Here is a 14,161-nt window from a genome sequence, read left to right as displayed (position 1 = left end):
GCGTAATAAAAAGAATATTCAACGGAACAAACAGAAGCAGAAGCCTACAACTATCAAACAAAGAAACAAAACTCAAAAACACAATCTACAACATTTACAGATCAACACAAATTCAATGAAAATTAGGATTTCTACAAAGCCTATATTTTTTTAAATATTTTCTAATTCTTTTAAAATGTATTTTTTTAAGACTTTAACTGCTTTTTCACCATCAACGTCAAGCCTTACCGGGTCAAGAGGATTTAAATCATAAGCCTTAACAACAGCATCAGCAGCAATGTTTTTAATAGGATTTATGTCCTTTTCATTTAATATGACTGAAGCACAGTCATCACTACAACCGGTTATGGAAACTATTTTAGCATCATCCAAAATCGGTGAACAGTTGTTAGGCTGTGCAGAATATTCTGTGATGCATGCTGCAACAATATTTTCCTCTTCCAATGCTAGTTCTACACTAGCTGCCCTTACCACCAATCCTAATGGACTCAAACCACTGCATGAAACCAAAGCTATTTTTTCACTCATTATCTCGCCTCTTTTGCATTCGTTCATATCTTTTATAAACTTTATCGTAACCTCTTCTATAAAACGGACATCTCAAAAGACAGTCATTGCACCCTTCCCTGTGGGCGGTGCAGACCTTTCTTAAAACTTTCTCATTTTCATCAAAGGCATTTTCAGGACATCTTTCAATGCACACCCCACAAGTTGAGCAGAAATCCGGAACCCACAGCATGTCATTTTCACTTTTATACGGCAAATTGTCAATTGATGTGTGAATCATGAAAAAGCTGTTGTGAATTCCATCTTTAAAAAAGCACATGTTACTTCTTGTAATGACACAATCATTGGACTGGAGCGCTATTGCCCTTAAACTTAAATTATCATCTAAAGGATGAATCAAATCCGCCTGAAATCCATTTTCGCGTAATTTATCCGCAAATTCAAATACATGAGCACCATATTCTTGAAATTCCTCATCCATCAATTTGCATTTCTCATCAGACGGCCCCATCTTAATTAGGTCATCACCGATTAAAAACTTAAAAATCAATACATTATCAAAGTCAATGTTAAATTTCGTCTTAAAATCATCGGATAATTTAGAATAGCTGATTCCTGTAAAACCATATTCCTTAGCCAATTCAAACAATTCATCCAACAAATCAACTGAAATTTCCTTTTTAGGATTTTCAGGATTTTCAACTCTATAAAAATTAGGAAGAGGTTTGTGGTATCGAAACCCCTCAAAACTCACATCAATCATTTTCTTAAAGCTTCAACAGCTTTCGGGAATTCTTCACAGAACACCTTAATTTCTTCTGTTGGAATCGAAAAGCTTATACGCAAGTATCTATCCCCAAATTCTTCTGAAGTGTATTCCCCTTCTCTTGTAAACAGTTTTTTCTCAATCAAATAATTTGACATTTCTTTAGGATTAATGCCTGCGCCGGATAAATCAATTACCATCATATTTGCATCTGAAGGGTAAACCGGCAGGAACACTCCTTCAATCGGTTCAATCATTTCATTTATTAATCTTTGGTTTTCAAAACAGGTCTGTCTCATTTCTTCAAACCATTCTGACTTTGATTTGAGACCTGCTATCGCACCATATTGAGATATGATATTAACTCCCAAATCATTAATTACAGCATTTTTAATTGCATCAATGATTGGTTTTGATGATATTACACCACCAATCCTTAAACCTGCCATTCCGAATATTTTGGAAAAGCTGTAGATTGTTAAAGTTTGGCCAGGAGCATAGTTTTCTACTAAAAAGTGCTCACGTGCAAAGTCTTTGTAGGTAACATCATGGACTAGGTATAAATCGTTTTCCTTTGCAATTTCGGCAAATTCCTTTAATTCATCTTCTGTGTATGAGGAACCCAATGGGTTTAAAGGATCAATTAGAATAACCATGCGTGTATTTTCATCCATGTTTTCTTTTAAAAGGTCAGGAGTTAACTTATAATCGTTTTCTTCGTAATAAATTGGAACATACCTCACTTCGCCTGCAAAACGATTTGCAAAGTCTCCAATAATAAAGTAACCTGGATCTGATAAAATCACATTATCCTCCGGTTCTAAAAGTGCTTGCATGCATAAATACAATGACTCTGTTGCGCCTGAAGTCAGTAGAACTTCCAAATCTTTGAAACCTAAATCATCTAAAATCAGTTGTTTAAGCTCACGAAATCCTTCTGGGGCAGGATATCTGCAATATGTCTTTTCCCGGACTGCATCAACCATTGCATCGGCTATTGTGTCGCCATGTAAATGATTTGTATTTTGACCCATCCAAATCATGTCTTTATCCATATACATATCTTCAAAAAAGTCATTTGCACATTCATAACCTTCAGGAGGCACCCTTTCAGTTTTTTGAAACTTCTTTTTTGGGTTTTTAATATCAAAATCCTTATCCCTCATAAATATCACACACAAAAATTCCAAAGTAAATATTTATTTTTAATTATTAATAAAATTACCTAAATAATGCCATTTGAAGTAATTGAAAAAGTGGCCTTTTTGCCTTCAGGAATGCTCCTGTGGCGAACAAGTGTGGCAACCCTCTGATTAATCTCATCACCACGCTCTAATTGAAGTATAATCTTACACCAGTATTGTAATATAGTTCCACCTACAGCACGAATATCATTATTTCCTTCATCATCAAAAGCGCTATATATCTGATTTGTTAAAACGACTGCAATGTCATAAGTTCTTGCAATTTTAGATAATATTCCCATCTGTTTTCCAAGTTCTTTGTTTAATTTAGTGGATTTCATATCATCCACCCTATATAAAGCAACTGCAGAGTCTAAAACTAACAAATCAACATTTTCATGGTTTTTTCTAAGCCATACTTCTATTGACTTTAAATTATCATTTTGTTCTAAAAAACTAGTCGGTTCAAAAACAATTATATTATTAGCTACTCTCGGAAAATCGGCACCTGAAATCTGTTTGATTCTGTCGATTGAAATTCCTCCTTCAGTATCAATGTAAATTACTTTTTTGTTATTTTTAGCCACATTAACAGCTAAAGTTAAAGTAACATTACTTTTACCTGAACTTGGAGGTCCAAAAATCTCAGTAACAGTGCCTTTCTCAAACCCTCCACCCAATAGTGCATCCAGGGAGGAATTAGATAAGATTTTATGATTGTCCTCAAAATTAGCTAATACTTTCATGAAAATATATTATTTTTTATATAATATAAAATTATTATCAAATTGTATTTTTAGAATTTAGAAATAATTATCTTCTAACAATTTTAGGATTATCCTTATCAATGTAATCTATGATGATTGATGGTCTTCTTGATTTAACAGGACCCACATCAATAACCAAATCCACATCACAATCCAGCTGATTTAGAATTTCATCAGGATTGGATAAAACCTCTTTATCCGACAGATTGGCACTGGTAGTGGTTATTGGAAATAGGCTTGCTAAGCGGCAGGCAATTTCATTATCCGGAACCCTGACTCCAACAAAAGAAGACCCGCTTGTGACAACTCTCGGCACCAACATGCTTTTTTCTAAAATAAATGTGTAAGGCCCCGGAAGATAATTATTTATTACCTCCTTTTGATTTAGGGAAACTTTTGCAACCAGATTAATTGCCTTTACATCCGAAACCAATATTGAAAGTGGTTTTAGCAAACTTCTCTGTTTTATTTCAAATACCCTTTTTACAGCATCATTATCAAAAATGTTTGCACCCAACCCGTAAACGGTATCTGTAGGATATAAAACAACTCCTCCATTAGATAAAACATCAATAGCTTCGCTAATAACTTTTTCATCGAATGCATCAATGCCAGTTTTCAATATTTTCATTTTATTACCTAACAATTATATTAGATAAGATATTTAATATAAATTATGCTTCAAAGTTTAAGACCATTTTTAACAAAAATGCTAAACCCCATTGCAAGAAATCTAAACATTAATCCGAATATCGTTACAGTAATATCTCCATTTGTTGCAGTTATTGCGGCATATGGATTTGCAAATCATTTGCTGATATTGGGAACGGTGACAATTTTATTTTCAGGATTTTTAGATGTTGTTGACGGCGCTGTTGCAAGATATCATGATAAAGCATCCAAGTTTGGAGCATTTCTTGACTCTACAATGGACAGATTTGCAGATGCGATAATCTACATCGGAATAATATTTGGTGGATACTGTGATTGGTTTGTTGGCGTCTTGGCAATCCATTCTGCAATTTGTGTAAGCTATGTAAGGGCAAGAGCAGAATCACAAGGCGTTGATTGCAATGTTGGAATTGCCGAAAGAGCAGTACGTATGATTATACTGATGATTGGAGCATTAATCGGATATTTCGCAGGAGATATCTACTTTACCTATATTATTTACATATTAGTAGTCTTATCTTACTTTACTGTAGCTCAGAGAATATTACATGTTTGGAGGAAATTGAATGACTGAACTTGAAAGTCCCGAAAAAATAGCCAAGGATATTGCAAAATTGGAAAGAAACCTCAATCAAGTAGCACATATTGAATTTATCGGCAAAGAAAAGGAAGTTTATGACAGAGCTATTGATTACTGGAACGATTCCAAATATTATTTAGAAAAAGAAGATATGAGGACTGCATTTGGTTGTATAGAATACAGTCATGGGCTTTTAGATGCTTTGAGGATGATTCATGGAATCATCTAATATTTGCTTTTAATTCCTTGATTTTGGAAATTGGAAAATCAGCCATATTATGAACATATTCCCTTTCAGATATTTAAACTAAACAATATCAAATGTACCACTAATGCACAGCCATTATCATAAATATTAATATTTAATAAAAAAAAATAAGGATGATGATTTAAACATCTATCTTACTGTTGATTAATGAATCATCACCGGCAGATACAATTTCACCATCCAAAACTTCAATAACCCTATCTGCAAGTTTGGCCACATCCATATCATGAGTGACAATAATTAATGTTACATTTTTATCTTCGTGCAAATCAATTAGTTGCTTAAGGATTTTGCTACTTGTCTTGGAATCTAGTGATCCTGTGGGTTCATCCGCCAATATTATTGAAGGGTTATTTGCAAGCGCTCGGGCAATTGCCACCCTCTGACGTTCACCGCCGGATAACTTATTAGGCAAAATGTCCGCCTTGTCCTTGAGTCCGACATCATCCAATAATTTCAATGCACGGTCTTTCATCTCTCCGGAAGACATCTTTTGGGTATACATCGGAATCTCAATGTTTTCACGAACTGAAATGTTTGGGATTAAATTATGCAATTGGAAAATAAATCCAATCTCTTCAGATCTGAATTCATTTAACTTTTTATCACTGCTCAAATCCCTTCCAGCCACATTGATCACGCCTGAATCCGGAACATCCAAAGCGCCAAGCATGTTTAAAAGTGTGGATTTGCCTGAACCTGACGGTCCGATAATTGATACAAATTCACCATCTTCAATTGTGAGATTGATACCGTTCAATGCCTTAATCTTTCCATCCTCATAGCTTTTATACAGTCCTTTTATTTCTACTGCATTCATAGTATCACCTCATTCATACCTCAATGCTTCTGTCGGAGGCAATTTTACCGCCTTGATTGCAGGATATAAACCTCCTATTATTCCAACTATTATGGCGATTGAAAATGCCTGGATAAATATCTTAGGAGTGAACACCGGATCCAATCCGATTTTCGGACCTAAAAGCAGGCATGCCAAAAATCCGACAATGGAACCAATAATGGCCGATACGACTGTAATTACCAATGATTCGCCTATAATCATTGTAAGTATCTTTCTGTCTGACCAGCCAACTGCCTTCAAGACACCGATTTCACGAGTTCTTTCAAATACTGACATGAGCATTGTATTGATTATTCCAAGCCCTCCAACGACAATAGCCAAAAGTGAAATTGCCCATGTGGATGCTTCAAGCATGTTGAGCATCTCCGCCATCTGCTCCATTTCCATGACTGATGTAATGGTAGTGATATTGTCACCGTATTTTTCATCAATACTATCTGCAACCTCTTGCGGGTCTACACCTTTTTTAACTTTCACATAAATATTTGATATTGAATCCTCATCATCCATTAAGTCTCCAACCTTTGAGATTGATGTAAACACGCCGCTGGCCATGCTTTGGTCACCGGTTTTATAAATTCCAACAATTTCAAAATCTTCGCGGTTTATCTTGATGCTGTCGCCTACAGAATAATTGTTGTCTTCAGCATATACCTCTCCCAAAATGGCTTCAGATGCATTATCCTCAAATATCCTACCTTCCTTCATTGAGATATCCGCTAATGTTGTACCATTCGGATCAATACCAATCAAAGTATTCATATAATCATCACCGACCGAAGTCAGGACAACATAAATGGGATAAGCTTCATCAACTCCGCTTACATTGGCTATCTTTTCTGTCCAATTTGAGCTTATGGTATTTGTTCCGTATGCGGAATCTCCTGTTTCTTTTCCCGAAATGGAAAAGTCGGCACCTCCCGCATGTACTGTTTCTTCAAAGGAATTAATCAAACCTTCTGTGATTCCACCAAGAGCAACGATAACAAAAATCCCTATAGCAATACCCACGATTGCCAGGATTGCGCTGTTTTTTCTCCTGAATGGATTTTTAAGAATGAATTTTAAAAATGACATAATAATTAATTAGATTGTAGTATATAAATAACTAATTATACAATGAACCAAGATGCAAATATGAGGTGCTGAAATGCATAAAGATGAATTACTTGAAAATATCGATAAAATCCACACAACCGAAATGGGTGTTGGAAGGATTTGCAGAAATCTAGAAATTGATGAAGAACCTGTGAACTACTGTATAAACAAACTTAAGCAGGATAACTCTGTTGTTACAAAAGAAGGAAAAAATTATTATGTTAATGCCGATGACTGCATAATTACAATTAACTCAAGCAGCTTTACAATAATAACTGCACACAAAAACTAATTTTAAAAAAAAAGTAAAAAGAAGAGATGAAACTCTCTTTAAATCTAATCCATATCTTCAAATCTGGTTTCTAATTTTTTCATTACACCAGGAAGTGAAGTGTATTCCATTTCTTCAGATGGTAATCTGTGAGGTTCGAATGGACCGTGTCTTCTGATGTAAGTTGCAATTTTAGCAGCTTGTTCACGGGTTGGGTCAAATGCAGGGTCATCGAATAAGTCTACAGGACCAATTAATTCACCGTTAGCTACTTGAAATCCTAAACCGATTACTCTAGGTGGTCCGTCAAATCTGATTGGGTTTGCTTCTGCTTCAGAAACAGGCATTAATGGACCGTTGTGGGATCCTCTCATCCATCCACTTACCATGTGTGGGAATGCAAATGGATCTACACATTCACCGTTTGCAGGGAAACCGGATTGTGCTCTTACGATACATGCTGGGTCGTCTTTACCGACGTATTCGCCAGCCATTAAGTTTAATCTTTCTGTACTTATTGCTGCTGCGATTTCACCGTTTTTCTTCCATACTCTTTTAATTACGTATCTTCCGGTGGAACCGATTAATGCAAGCAAGTCATACATTTCTTCAGGACAGTTTAAGATAACTTTTTTGTGTTCAATTACATCAAATACTTCAAATTTGAATCCATCGTGTAATGATGGGTCAATTACAAGACCTGCAGTGTTGAATGGGTCTGCGAACATTCTAAATACAGGTAAGTTAAATGCACCTGGTTCTGTTTTGTCACAGCAGAATACTAAAACCGGATCAGATGGTCTTTCTTCGAATTCCATTTCTGCTACACCAGGACCCATACCTTTGATGTTTCCGGAGAAAGTATCGGATAATAAGTCTTGTCCTGCACCGTATAATTTTAATTCACGTGCTCTTTCAGTAGCTTTCATGAATGCAGTGTATGCAGTTTCGTGAACTTCTTCATTTTCTTCCCCTTTATCGTGGGTCATAATTAAGTCTATGTCATCTCCGCAACGGGAGATGTAATAATCTTTCAAAATACCAGTGTCTAATGCATCGTTTAAAACGCTGTCACAAATATCCATTAATTCTGGGTGTGCGACACAGTGTCCAGACACACTTCCAATATCAGCTTTAATTACACTAACAGTAGTTTTCATAATATAACCTCATTAGTAAATTAGTTATTTACTAGACATATATTATTTATTTGGTGTATACTATTTAATTATTATGATTAATGAGGTTATTTAAAAAAAATAATTATAAAAAAAGAAAAAAATGAGTAAAACTTAATCAATCTTTCTAATTTTTTCAAAAGCCTTTTGAATTTCCATATCCTGATTCATATCCTTGCAAGCTTTTATGACTCTTTCGACATCTGCACGAGTTTCAGGATATCTTGGAACTGCACTGCATCCTCCATCATCAATTTTGGATATTTCAAATGTCCCGATATCCTTAGCAATGGCAGTAATCTCTTCCTTATCAAGACCAATTAATGGGCTTAAGATTGGCATGCCAACACCCTGGCGGGTGGCCAATATGTTTGACAATGTCTGTGAAGCGACTTGTCCTACGCTGCTCCCATCAACAATCGCATCAGCCCCAATTTTATTTGCCAACTTCTCTGCAATCCTATACATTCCAGATTTGCATAAGACACATGTCATCTTTTCAGGAGCCTTATCTTTTGCCGCGGCAAGATATTCCCCATAATCCACAACACGTTTTTTAATAGGTACTCCTTTGGCATATTCATTTAATTGGTCAACCAATAAATTAAAAAGTTCAGTGACCTTAGGTCCGGAAAAAGGATCATTATTACAGTGAAGTGCTACAACTTCACAACCTCTTTTCATCATTAGATATGCAGCAACAGGAGAGTCTATACCACTTGATAGAAGCACTACAACTTTCCCTTGCGTTCCTAATGGAAGACCACCTGGGCCTTTAATCTTTTCATGATAAATATAAGCATCATCATCCCTAATTTCAACAAAAATTGTTAAATCAGGATTTGTTAAATCAACTGGTGCCAAAACAACATCTCTAACAACACCCCCACAATGAGCTGCCATTTCCTGTGAGGTAAAATCATGCTTTCCCACTCTTCGACATTTTATGGCAAATTTGGTATTTTCATCCAGAACCTTTTCAGATACCAATTCTTTAGTATAATCAGCTAAAGTTTTATCAATATCTTCATAATTTGCACCAGTAGAAGTGGCAGGAGAATATGAAACAACGCCAAATACCCTATTTAACTTTTCGGTTCCTTCATCAAAATCCTTTGGATGAATATATATTCTTCCCTGATTTCTATCGACTTCACATTCAAAAGTAGCTTTAATATTTTTAACTAGCTTTCTTTCAAAACGTGACCTTATTTTTGGACTTTTAAGACCTATTTCGCCATATCTTGCAATAATTAAATCATAATTCATTTAAACAACTCTTCAAATTAAGTACACGCTGAAAAAAAATAGCAATCCCTTCAATACTAGTTTTTAAATATAACAGCAAGTATAATTTTTAAGATTGGACATTTATAAATATTTTTATACATTAACTTCAAAAAATAAAACCATGAGCAAATATTGTCCAGAATGTGGAACCGAATTGAATGATGTTGATGAATTCTGTTCCAACTGCGGAACTAAACTAAACAAAAATGCACCAACTGAAAACAAAAATCTGAAATTGATTGCGGTAGGATTAACTATCATCATAGTAATATTATCCGCCCTAATTCTTATGACAACAATTAAAACGAATACTGAACTCATAATTGAAAGTGATTCTGTGTTAACCACTTCCGATGAGTTTATTGTTAAACTAACCGCAGATGGCAAAAGTTTAAGCAACGGCAAAATACATTTTGTCTTCGATGACAACGGCAAGGCATATGAATTTGATGCTGAAACGGACTCCGAGGGCATTGCACGAATCACACCTAATCTGAATGCTGGAAATTATGAAGTCGCATGCAAATTTGAAGGCGACGATAAGTATTCAGAATCCTATGCAGATATTTCACTAACTATTGAAGAATCCGAACCAGATTACAGGGCATACTCCTATACACACTCCTTTGGAGATACTGATACAAATGGAGACGGATATGTGCTTTTAAGCGATATGAATATTGCACATACTCCAAAAAATATTCAAAACCAAATGTTTGCCGATTCCGATGACAACCATGACGGCAAATTAAATGAAAATGAATACTACAAGTTCATGTATAAATTGAATTACGATAAGGCAAGCTATGGATTGTAATTAATTAAAAAAAATAGTGAAAGGATAAATAATTATCCTTTAATCAAATCAACTGCTGTTTGGATAGCTTCATCCATTTTATCTGCGTTTTTACCGGCACCTTGCGCAAGTGTCAGACGGCCTCCGCCGCCTCCGCCCAATATGCCTGCTGCAGTTTTGATTATTTCATTGATTTTAATTCCGCCATCAATAGCGACCTGTGAAGCTGCACCAACGATATTTCCATTATTGTTACCCATTATGACAACATCTGCCTTTCCATTGTCTGTGAAATCGGTTGCCATTTTTTGAAGCTCTTTAAAGTCTGCTTCGATTAATTGTGAAACAACTTTCAAACCGTTGATTTCTTCAAATTCATCTGCTAGAGAATTCATTTTTAAACTTGCAATTTCAGATTTTAAACGATCAATCTCATTTTTCTGCGCTTTCCATTCGCTGAAGAACCGGTCACAGGTTTTCGGCAATTGGTCATTGTCAACACTGAATACTGAAGCGCTTGTCCTTAACAGTTCACTGTCATGCTGCATTGAATCAATTGCAGCAAGACCCGCTGAAAAGTCAATTCTTTCAACACCATCCTGAACCCTTTCTGTTTTGTTGATTTTGATTGGTCCGACAACACCTGTTCTTAAAACGTGTGTACCTGCACAGGCCTGCACATCAACTCCAGGTATTTTAACTACACGAATCATTTTGCCCGGAACGATTCCCCCCTGATAGAGTACGAATCCATATAATTCCTGCGCTTCATCCCTTGTGTGGAACTGAATATCCAAATCGATGTTTTCCATTACGTATTCATTGGCCAACTTTTCAATCTGATTTAATTCATCTTGAGTAATACGTTTGTAATGTGACAGGTCGATACGTGCTCTGGTAAGGCCATTTTGAGATCCCGCCTGCCAGATATGTTTGCCCAATACCTTTCTTGCGGCAGCAATTACCAAGTGGGTTCCTGTGTGGTGGCGTGCAAGGGTGATTCTTCTTGTCCAGTCTATTTTTCCAATAGCTTTTTTGCCTACTACATCTTCAGTGATATCTCCATCTATATGATGAAGGACAACATTGTCAATCTTTTCAGCATATGTTATTTTAAATGATTTTCCATCTATGGAAACTTCACCTATGTCTGAAGGCTGACCTCCTCCTTCAGGGTAGAATGTGGTTTTATCAAAAATCAAACATTGCTTGCCGTCTTTTTCAACCAGACCCAAAACCTCGGCTTCAAACTCTTTTTGGTAGAAATCTTTATAAAACATTAAATCAGTTTCAGGCAAGTCAACTTTGAATGTGGACTTCTTATTGGTTGTATCCTTTTCATGAGCCCCCGCAACTTGTGTAAAGAAATTGTCCGGAACATTAACAGTGAAATCATCCCCTGCCATTTCGACCACTGTTTCCGGCGGAATTCCATGTGCATCATATAAATCAATCAGCATGTCAAGAGGCATTTCTGATTTTCCTTCTTTTTTAAGCCTTTTAATTGACCTTTTAACTATGCTTCTTCCTTTTTTGACTGTTGCGGCATACCTTTCCTCTTCCAAAGTGATGATATTCATGATATGCTCTTCGGAATCGCGAATTTCAGGGTAGAATTTAGATAAAAAGTCAAGCTGAATTGCCATTACCTCAGCCAATGACTCTTTCATGTCTAACTCTTTCATGAACCTGATGGTTCTTCTTAAAACCAAACGTGCCAAGTATCCTTCTTTTACGTTTGAAGGAATAATGCCGTCTGCAAGCATGAATGCAAGACATCTTGTGTGGTCTGCAATAATGTAAATGGCTTCCATAGGTTCTGCCGCCTTGAGATATTCTTCCAATGACAAATCCAAACTTTCAGCCACTTGAGCGCGGAGTTCCTTTAAATCACCAATATCTTCAATATCCATCATTCCGGCGATTTGGGCGTTTCTTCCCTGGATATCCTCATTGATTTCAACACCGGTCAACTCTTTTAATTTATCCACTACCGGTGCGAAACAGGCATCATAGGCTGTCGGAGTTCCCTGAGAAATCCATGCAATCCTTTCAAGCCCGTAACCTGTATCAACGACTTTAATAGGTATTTCCTTTTTGGATCCATCTTCTAAAGTTTCATACTGGATGAAAACAAGTGTCGCAAGCTCGACTCCTCTGCAGCACACCTCATAACATGGGCCTTCATTTCCTCCGCCAGCCCACCATGATTTGATGAAAGTTATCTCTTCTGTGTTGATGCCGATGTAGGCAAAGAATTCATGGCAAAGCCTTATTGTTTCATCTTCCCAGTAAATGAAATCATCTTCCTTGTTGATTACGGTGTGTGTTCCCATTGTAAAACAGGTCATGTGACGGCCGGTTCTTCCGACATTGTCAACATCATTGAGTCTGATTGAAGGCTGGGCCATCTCTATAGGATTTGCAGGAGGTTTGACAAGTCCTGAAGTTATCCATGGCTGGAAACAGAAAATGGATGCTCCAACCAGAAATACATCATCTCTCCACCTTTTGGCAAGAACGGGATATCTGTGGACATGTGTGTGTCCTTCGCTTTCTAAAAATTCTCTAAAAACTTTTTGGATTTCATATAAATTATACGGTTTATCGGTTGCAGGGTTTGCGATAAACTCATACTCATCACATGGAGCGTCTCCGCAGGTGTCTCTTGTCACTTGGGAGTAAAACTCCTGTCCGCAAGTTTTACATGTTTGCTTTTTATAACCAAGTTCATCAAAAATTTCTACCATATTAATCATTTAATAATATATTTTTCAATCAATAAATAATTAATGAAAAAATACCTTAAGAATTATCAAACCGAGTTTTGAACTGATTAATGATTTTATTCGCTAAATTAATTGCAAAGTCAGTATCCTCAAAAATCCAATCATCATATTCCTTAGTGCCTTCTCGAGGAACTTCTAGATAATAGTCAGATTGATGTCTAAGTTTTTTTAAATCTTTTAAATCCCAGTAAATTTCTTTGTTAATATCTTTGTCAAATGGTCCTTTGAATTTAATAAAATTTAACATTCTCATATGTTCCCCAAAAGGATTTTGAAATATAATCTGTGTTTTTTGATAATAATTCCCTAACAACAAGAAATGCGGCATAATAACTTCTTGAAAAAATAGTTCTCTTAACGCAAGAACAAGAAGAATTGAATTCTAAGATTTTTAAATTTAACTCCACAGCCAAATCTAAAAAGTCAATAGGGTTAAACTCTTCATCATACTATCCAACTACATCACCAGAAATAGTGACAAATAGACAACATTCATCAAAAGCATCAACTAAACCATTATCCTTACAAAATATCCTAATATCATTAGCAACATTATCCCTTAAAATTACCCATTCGTCAAAAGATAGCTTATAGTTATATCGAATGTAAAATTCTATTGCCGGAAATCCGCACTCATCTTGATTAGACCTATGGACTGTAGTCAGACAATCATATTTAGGGATAACCTCCCTTAATATAAACTCTTCTATTCTTTCAAAAGGATCATGCCCATAATTTTCAATTACTTGATTCAAATCTGTATAATTTATCATATTTTCACCTGAAAATTTTCTAAACATGTATGCGCACATCCCATGTTATTCTTTTATATGAGTCAGAATCTATTTAAAATACCCAAACTGCGACTTGATACATAATCACAGATATGTATGTTTGTAAAAACATATAAAAAGACTAGTTTTAAATAAAAACAACATTTCAGAGTGAAAACAATTATACTAAATAAAAACAATTAAAAAATAAGCGTGAAAAATAAATCTAATAAAAAATAGCGATTCAAAAATAAACAAAAAGAAAATAAAAAAAGAAAGGTGATAGATTTAAAATCTATCCGAAGAGAGCACCTAATCCAGCTGCTGCTTCTTCTTCAGAAGCTTCTTCTTCTTCCTCTT

16 protein-coding genes are annotated in these 14,161 nt (G+C 35.6%); 4 read left to right on the top strand and 12 right to left on the bottom strand.

All coding sequences use genetic code 11. The features are described from left to right. Positions 1-150 precede the first annotated feature (150 nt). The 5 genes from IJI93_RS06620 to IJI93_RS06600 form a co-directional block, all read right to left on the bottom strand. A complete protein-coding gene (locus IJI93_RS06620; protein WP_292821439.1) occupies positions 151-528 on the bottom strand; it encodes a putative zinc-binding protein in 378 nt (125 codons plus the stop codon). Next, on the bottom strand, positions 521-1,270 hold the full coding sequence (locus IJI93_RS06615) for a DUF362 domain-containing protein (RefSeq protein WP_292821436.1): 750 nt from the start codon (positions 1,268-1,270) through the stop codon (positions 521-523). The genes IJI93_RS06620 and IJI93_RS06615 overlap by 8 nt, the downstream gene beginning before the upstream one ends. Beyond that, a complete protein-coding gene (locus tag IJI93_RS06610) occupies positions 1,267-2,439 on the bottom strand; it encodes a pyridoxal phosphate-dependent aminotransferase (protein ID WP_292821434.1) in 1,173 nt (390 codons plus the stop codon). The genes IJI93_RS06615 and IJI93_RS06610 overlap by 4 nt, the downstream gene beginning before the upstream one ends. A 59-nt stretch (positions 2,440-2,498) precedes the next feature. After that, positions 2,499-3,203 (bottom strand): DNA repair and recombination protein RadB, encoded by a 705-nt coding sequence (gene radB / locus IJI93_RS06605; RefSeq protein ID WP_292821432.1) that lies wholly within the window; start codon positions 3,201-3,203, stop codon positions 2,499-2,501. Positions 3,204-3,270: 67 nt separating this feature from the next. After that, positions 3,271-3,855: an L-threonylcarbamoyladenylate synthase gene (locus IJI93_RS06600; RefSeq protein WP_292821430.1), complete on the bottom strand. Its 585-nt coding sequence runs from the start codon at positions 3,853-3,855 to the stop codon at positions 3,271-3,273. Between the two features lie 45 nt (positions 3,856-3,900). Between IJI93_RS06600 and pgsA the strand changes: the two genes are divergently transcribed. Together pgsA and IJI93_RS06590 are read left to right on the top strand one after the other, a co-directional pair. Further along, positions 3,901-4,470, top strand: a complete 570-nt coding sequence (pgsA, locus tag IJI93_RS06595; RefSeq protein WP_292821428.1) for an archaetidylinositol phosphate synthase — start codon at positions 3,901-3,903, stop codon at positions 4,468-4,470. Beyond that, positions 4,463-4,705, top strand: a complete 243-nt coding sequence (locus tag IJI93_RS06590; protein ID WP_292821426.1) for a DUF357 domain-containing protein — start codon at positions 4,463-4,465, stop codon at positions 4,703-4,705. The genes pgsA and IJI93_RS06590 overlap by 8 nt, the downstream gene beginning before the upstream one ends. A 160-nt stretch (positions 4,706-4,865) precedes the next feature. Here IJI93_RS06590 and IJI93_RS06585 read toward each other — a convergent pair whose 3' ends face one another. Together IJI93_RS06585 and IJI93_RS06580 are read right to left on the bottom strand one after the other, a co-directional pair. Next, on the bottom strand, positions 4,866-5,564 hold the full coding sequence (locus IJI93_RS06585; protein ID WP_292821424.1) for an ABC transporter ATP-binding protein: 699 nt from the start codon (positions 5,562-5,564) through the stop codon (positions 4,866-4,868). Positions 5,565-5,573: 9 nt separating this feature from the next. Beyond that, positions 5,574-6,683, bottom strand: a complete 1,110-nt coding sequence (locus IJI93_RS06580; protein WP_292821422.1) for an ABC transporter permease — start codon at positions 6,681-6,683, stop codon at positions 5,574-5,576. A 73-nt stretch (positions 6,684-6,756) separates the two neighbouring features. Between IJI93_RS06580 and IJI93_RS06575 the strand changes: the two genes are divergently transcribed. Further along, positions 6,757-6,996, top strand: a complete 240-nt coding sequence (locus IJI93_RS06575; RefSeq protein ID WP_292821420.1) for a DUF3781 domain-containing protein — start codon at positions 6,757-6,759, stop codon at positions 6,994-6,996. 44 nt (positions 6,997-7,040) lie between these two features. Here the strand turns inward: IJI93_RS06575 and fbp are convergent, their stop codons facing one another. Together fbp and thiI are read right to left on the bottom strand one after the other, a co-directional pair. Beyond that, positions 7,041-8,135, bottom strand: coding sequence for a fructose-1,6-bisphosphate aldolase/phosphatase (fbp, locus tag IJI93_RS06570; RefSeq protein WP_292821417.1), 1,095 nt, complete (start codon positions 8,133-8,135; stop codon positions 7,041-7,043). Between the two features lie 132 nt (positions 8,136-8,267). Further along, a complete protein-coding gene (gene thiI, locus IJI93_RS06565; RefSeq protein ID WP_292821415.1) occupies positions 8,268-9,422 on the bottom strand; it encodes a tRNA uracil 4-sulfurtransferase ThiI in 1,155 nt (384 codons plus the stop codon). A 142-nt stretch (positions 9,423-9,564) separates the two neighbouring features. On the opposite strand from thiI, the gene IJI93_RS06560 reads away from it, so the two are divergent. Beyond that, the gene (locus tag IJI93_RS06560; RefSeq protein ID WP_292821413.1) at positions 9,565-10,260 is read left to right on the top strand and encodes a zinc-ribbon domain-containing protein; all 696 of its coding nucleotides are present in this window, start codon (positions 9,565-9,567) and stop codon (positions 10,258-10,260) included. A 32-nt stretch (positions 10,261-10,292) separates the two neighbouring features. On the opposite strand, the gene alaS is transcribed toward IJI93_RS06560, so the two are convergent. The 3 genes from alaS to IJI93_RS06545 all read right to left on the bottom strand — a co-directional run bounded on the left by alaS (position 10,293) and on the right by IJI93_RS06545 (position 13,801). Further along, on the bottom strand, positions 10,293-12,998 hold the full coding sequence (alaS, locus tag IJI93_RS06555) for an alanine--tRNA ligase (RefSeq protein ID WP_292821411.1): 2,706 nt from the start codon (positions 12,996-12,998) through the stop codon (positions 10,293-10,295). Positions 12,999-13,044: 46 nt separating this feature from the next. Next, positions 13,045-13,281, bottom strand: a complete 237-nt coding sequence (locus IJI93_RS06550; RefSeq protein WP_292821409.1) for a hypothetical protein — start codon at positions 13,279-13,281, stop codon at positions 13,045-13,047. A 196-nt stretch (positions 13,282-13,477) separates the two neighbouring features. Further along, positions 13,478-13,801 carry a hypothetical protein gene (locus IJI93_RS06545; RefSeq protein WP_292821407.1) on the bottom strand — a complete coding sequence of 108 codons (324 nt, stop codon included), beginning with the start codon at positions 13,799-13,801 and terminating at the stop codon, positions 13,478-13,480. Positions 13,802-14,161 lie beyond the last annotated feature (360 nt).

Origin of the sequence: Methanobrevibacter sp., from assembly GCF_017431965.1 — an archaeon.
Taxonomy (GTDB): domain Archaea; phylum Methanobacteriota; class Methanobacteria; order Methanobacteriales; family Methanobacteriaceae; genus Methanocatella.
This window is presented reverse-complemented; position numbering and strand designations above follow the sequence as displayed.

What these genes read in the sequence shown, in the direction of transcription:
- IJI93_RS06580 (WP_292821422.1), bottom strand. Translation starts at nt 6,683, where the DNA reads ATGTCATTTTTAAAATTCATTCTTAAAAATCCATTCAGGAGAAAAAAC.
- thiI (WP_292821415.1), bottom strand. Translation starts at nt 9,422, where the DNA reads ATGAATTATGATTTAATTATTGCAAGATATGGCGAAATAGGTCTTAAA.
- pgsA (WP_292821428.1), top strand. Translation starts at nt 3,901, where the DNA reads ATGCTTCAAAGTTTAAGACCATTTTTAACAAAAATGCTAAACCCCATT.
- IJI93_RS06585 (WP_292821424.1), bottom strand. Translation starts at nt 5,564, where the DNA reads ATGAATGCAGTAGAAATAAAAGGACTGTATAAAAGCTATGAGGATGGA.
- alaS (WP_292821411.1), bottom strand. Translation starts at nt 12,998, where the DNA reads ATGATTAATATGGTAGAAATTTTTGATGAACTTGGTTATAAAAAGCAA.
- IJI93_RS06620 (WP_292821439.1), bottom strand. Translation starts at nt 528, where the DNA reads ATGAGTGAAAAAATAGCTTTGGTTTCATGCAGTGGTTTGAGTCCATTA.
- fbp (WP_292821417.1), bottom strand. Translation starts at nt 8,135, where the DNA reads ATGAAAACTACTGTTAGTGTAATTAAAGCTGATATTGGAAGTGTGTCT.
- radB (WP_292821432.1), bottom strand. Translation starts at nt 3,203, where the DNA reads ATGAAAGTATTAGCTAATTTTGAGGACAATCATAAAATCTTATCTAAT.
- IJI93_RS06575 (WP_292821420.1), top strand. Translation starts at nt 6,757, where the DNA reads ATGCATAAAGATGAATTACTTGAAAATATCGATAAAATCCACACAACC.
- IJI93_RS06560 (WP_292821413.1), top strand. Translation starts at nt 9,565, where the DNA reads ATGAGCAAATATTGTCCAGAATGTGGAACCGAATTGAATGATGTTGAT.
- IJI93_RS06545 (WP_292821407.1), bottom strand. Translation starts at nt 13,801, where the DNA reads ATGATAAATTATACAGATTTGAATCAAGTAATTGAAAATTATGGGCAT.
- IJI93_RS06600 (WP_292821430.1), bottom strand. Translation starts at nt 3,855, where the DNA reads ATGAAAATATTGAAAACTGGCATTGATGCATTCGATGAAAAAGTTATT.
- IJI93_RS06610 (WP_292821434.1), bottom strand. Translation starts at nt 2,439, where the DNA reads ATGAGGGATAAGGATTTTGATATTAAAAACCCAAAAAAGAAGTTTCAA.
- IJI93_RS06590 (WP_292821426.1), top strand. Translation starts at nt 4,463, where the DNA reads ATGACTGAACTTGAAAGTCCCGAAAAAATAGCCAAGGATATTGCAAAA.
- IJI93_RS06615 (WP_292821436.1), bottom strand. Translation starts at nt 1,270, where the DNA reads ATGATTGATGTGAGTTTTGAGGGGTTTCGATACCACAAACCTCTTCCT.
- IJI93_RS06550 (WP_292821409.1), bottom strand. Translation starts at nt 13,281, where the DNA reads ATGAGAATGTTAAATTTTATTAAATTCAAAGGACCATTTGACAAAGAT.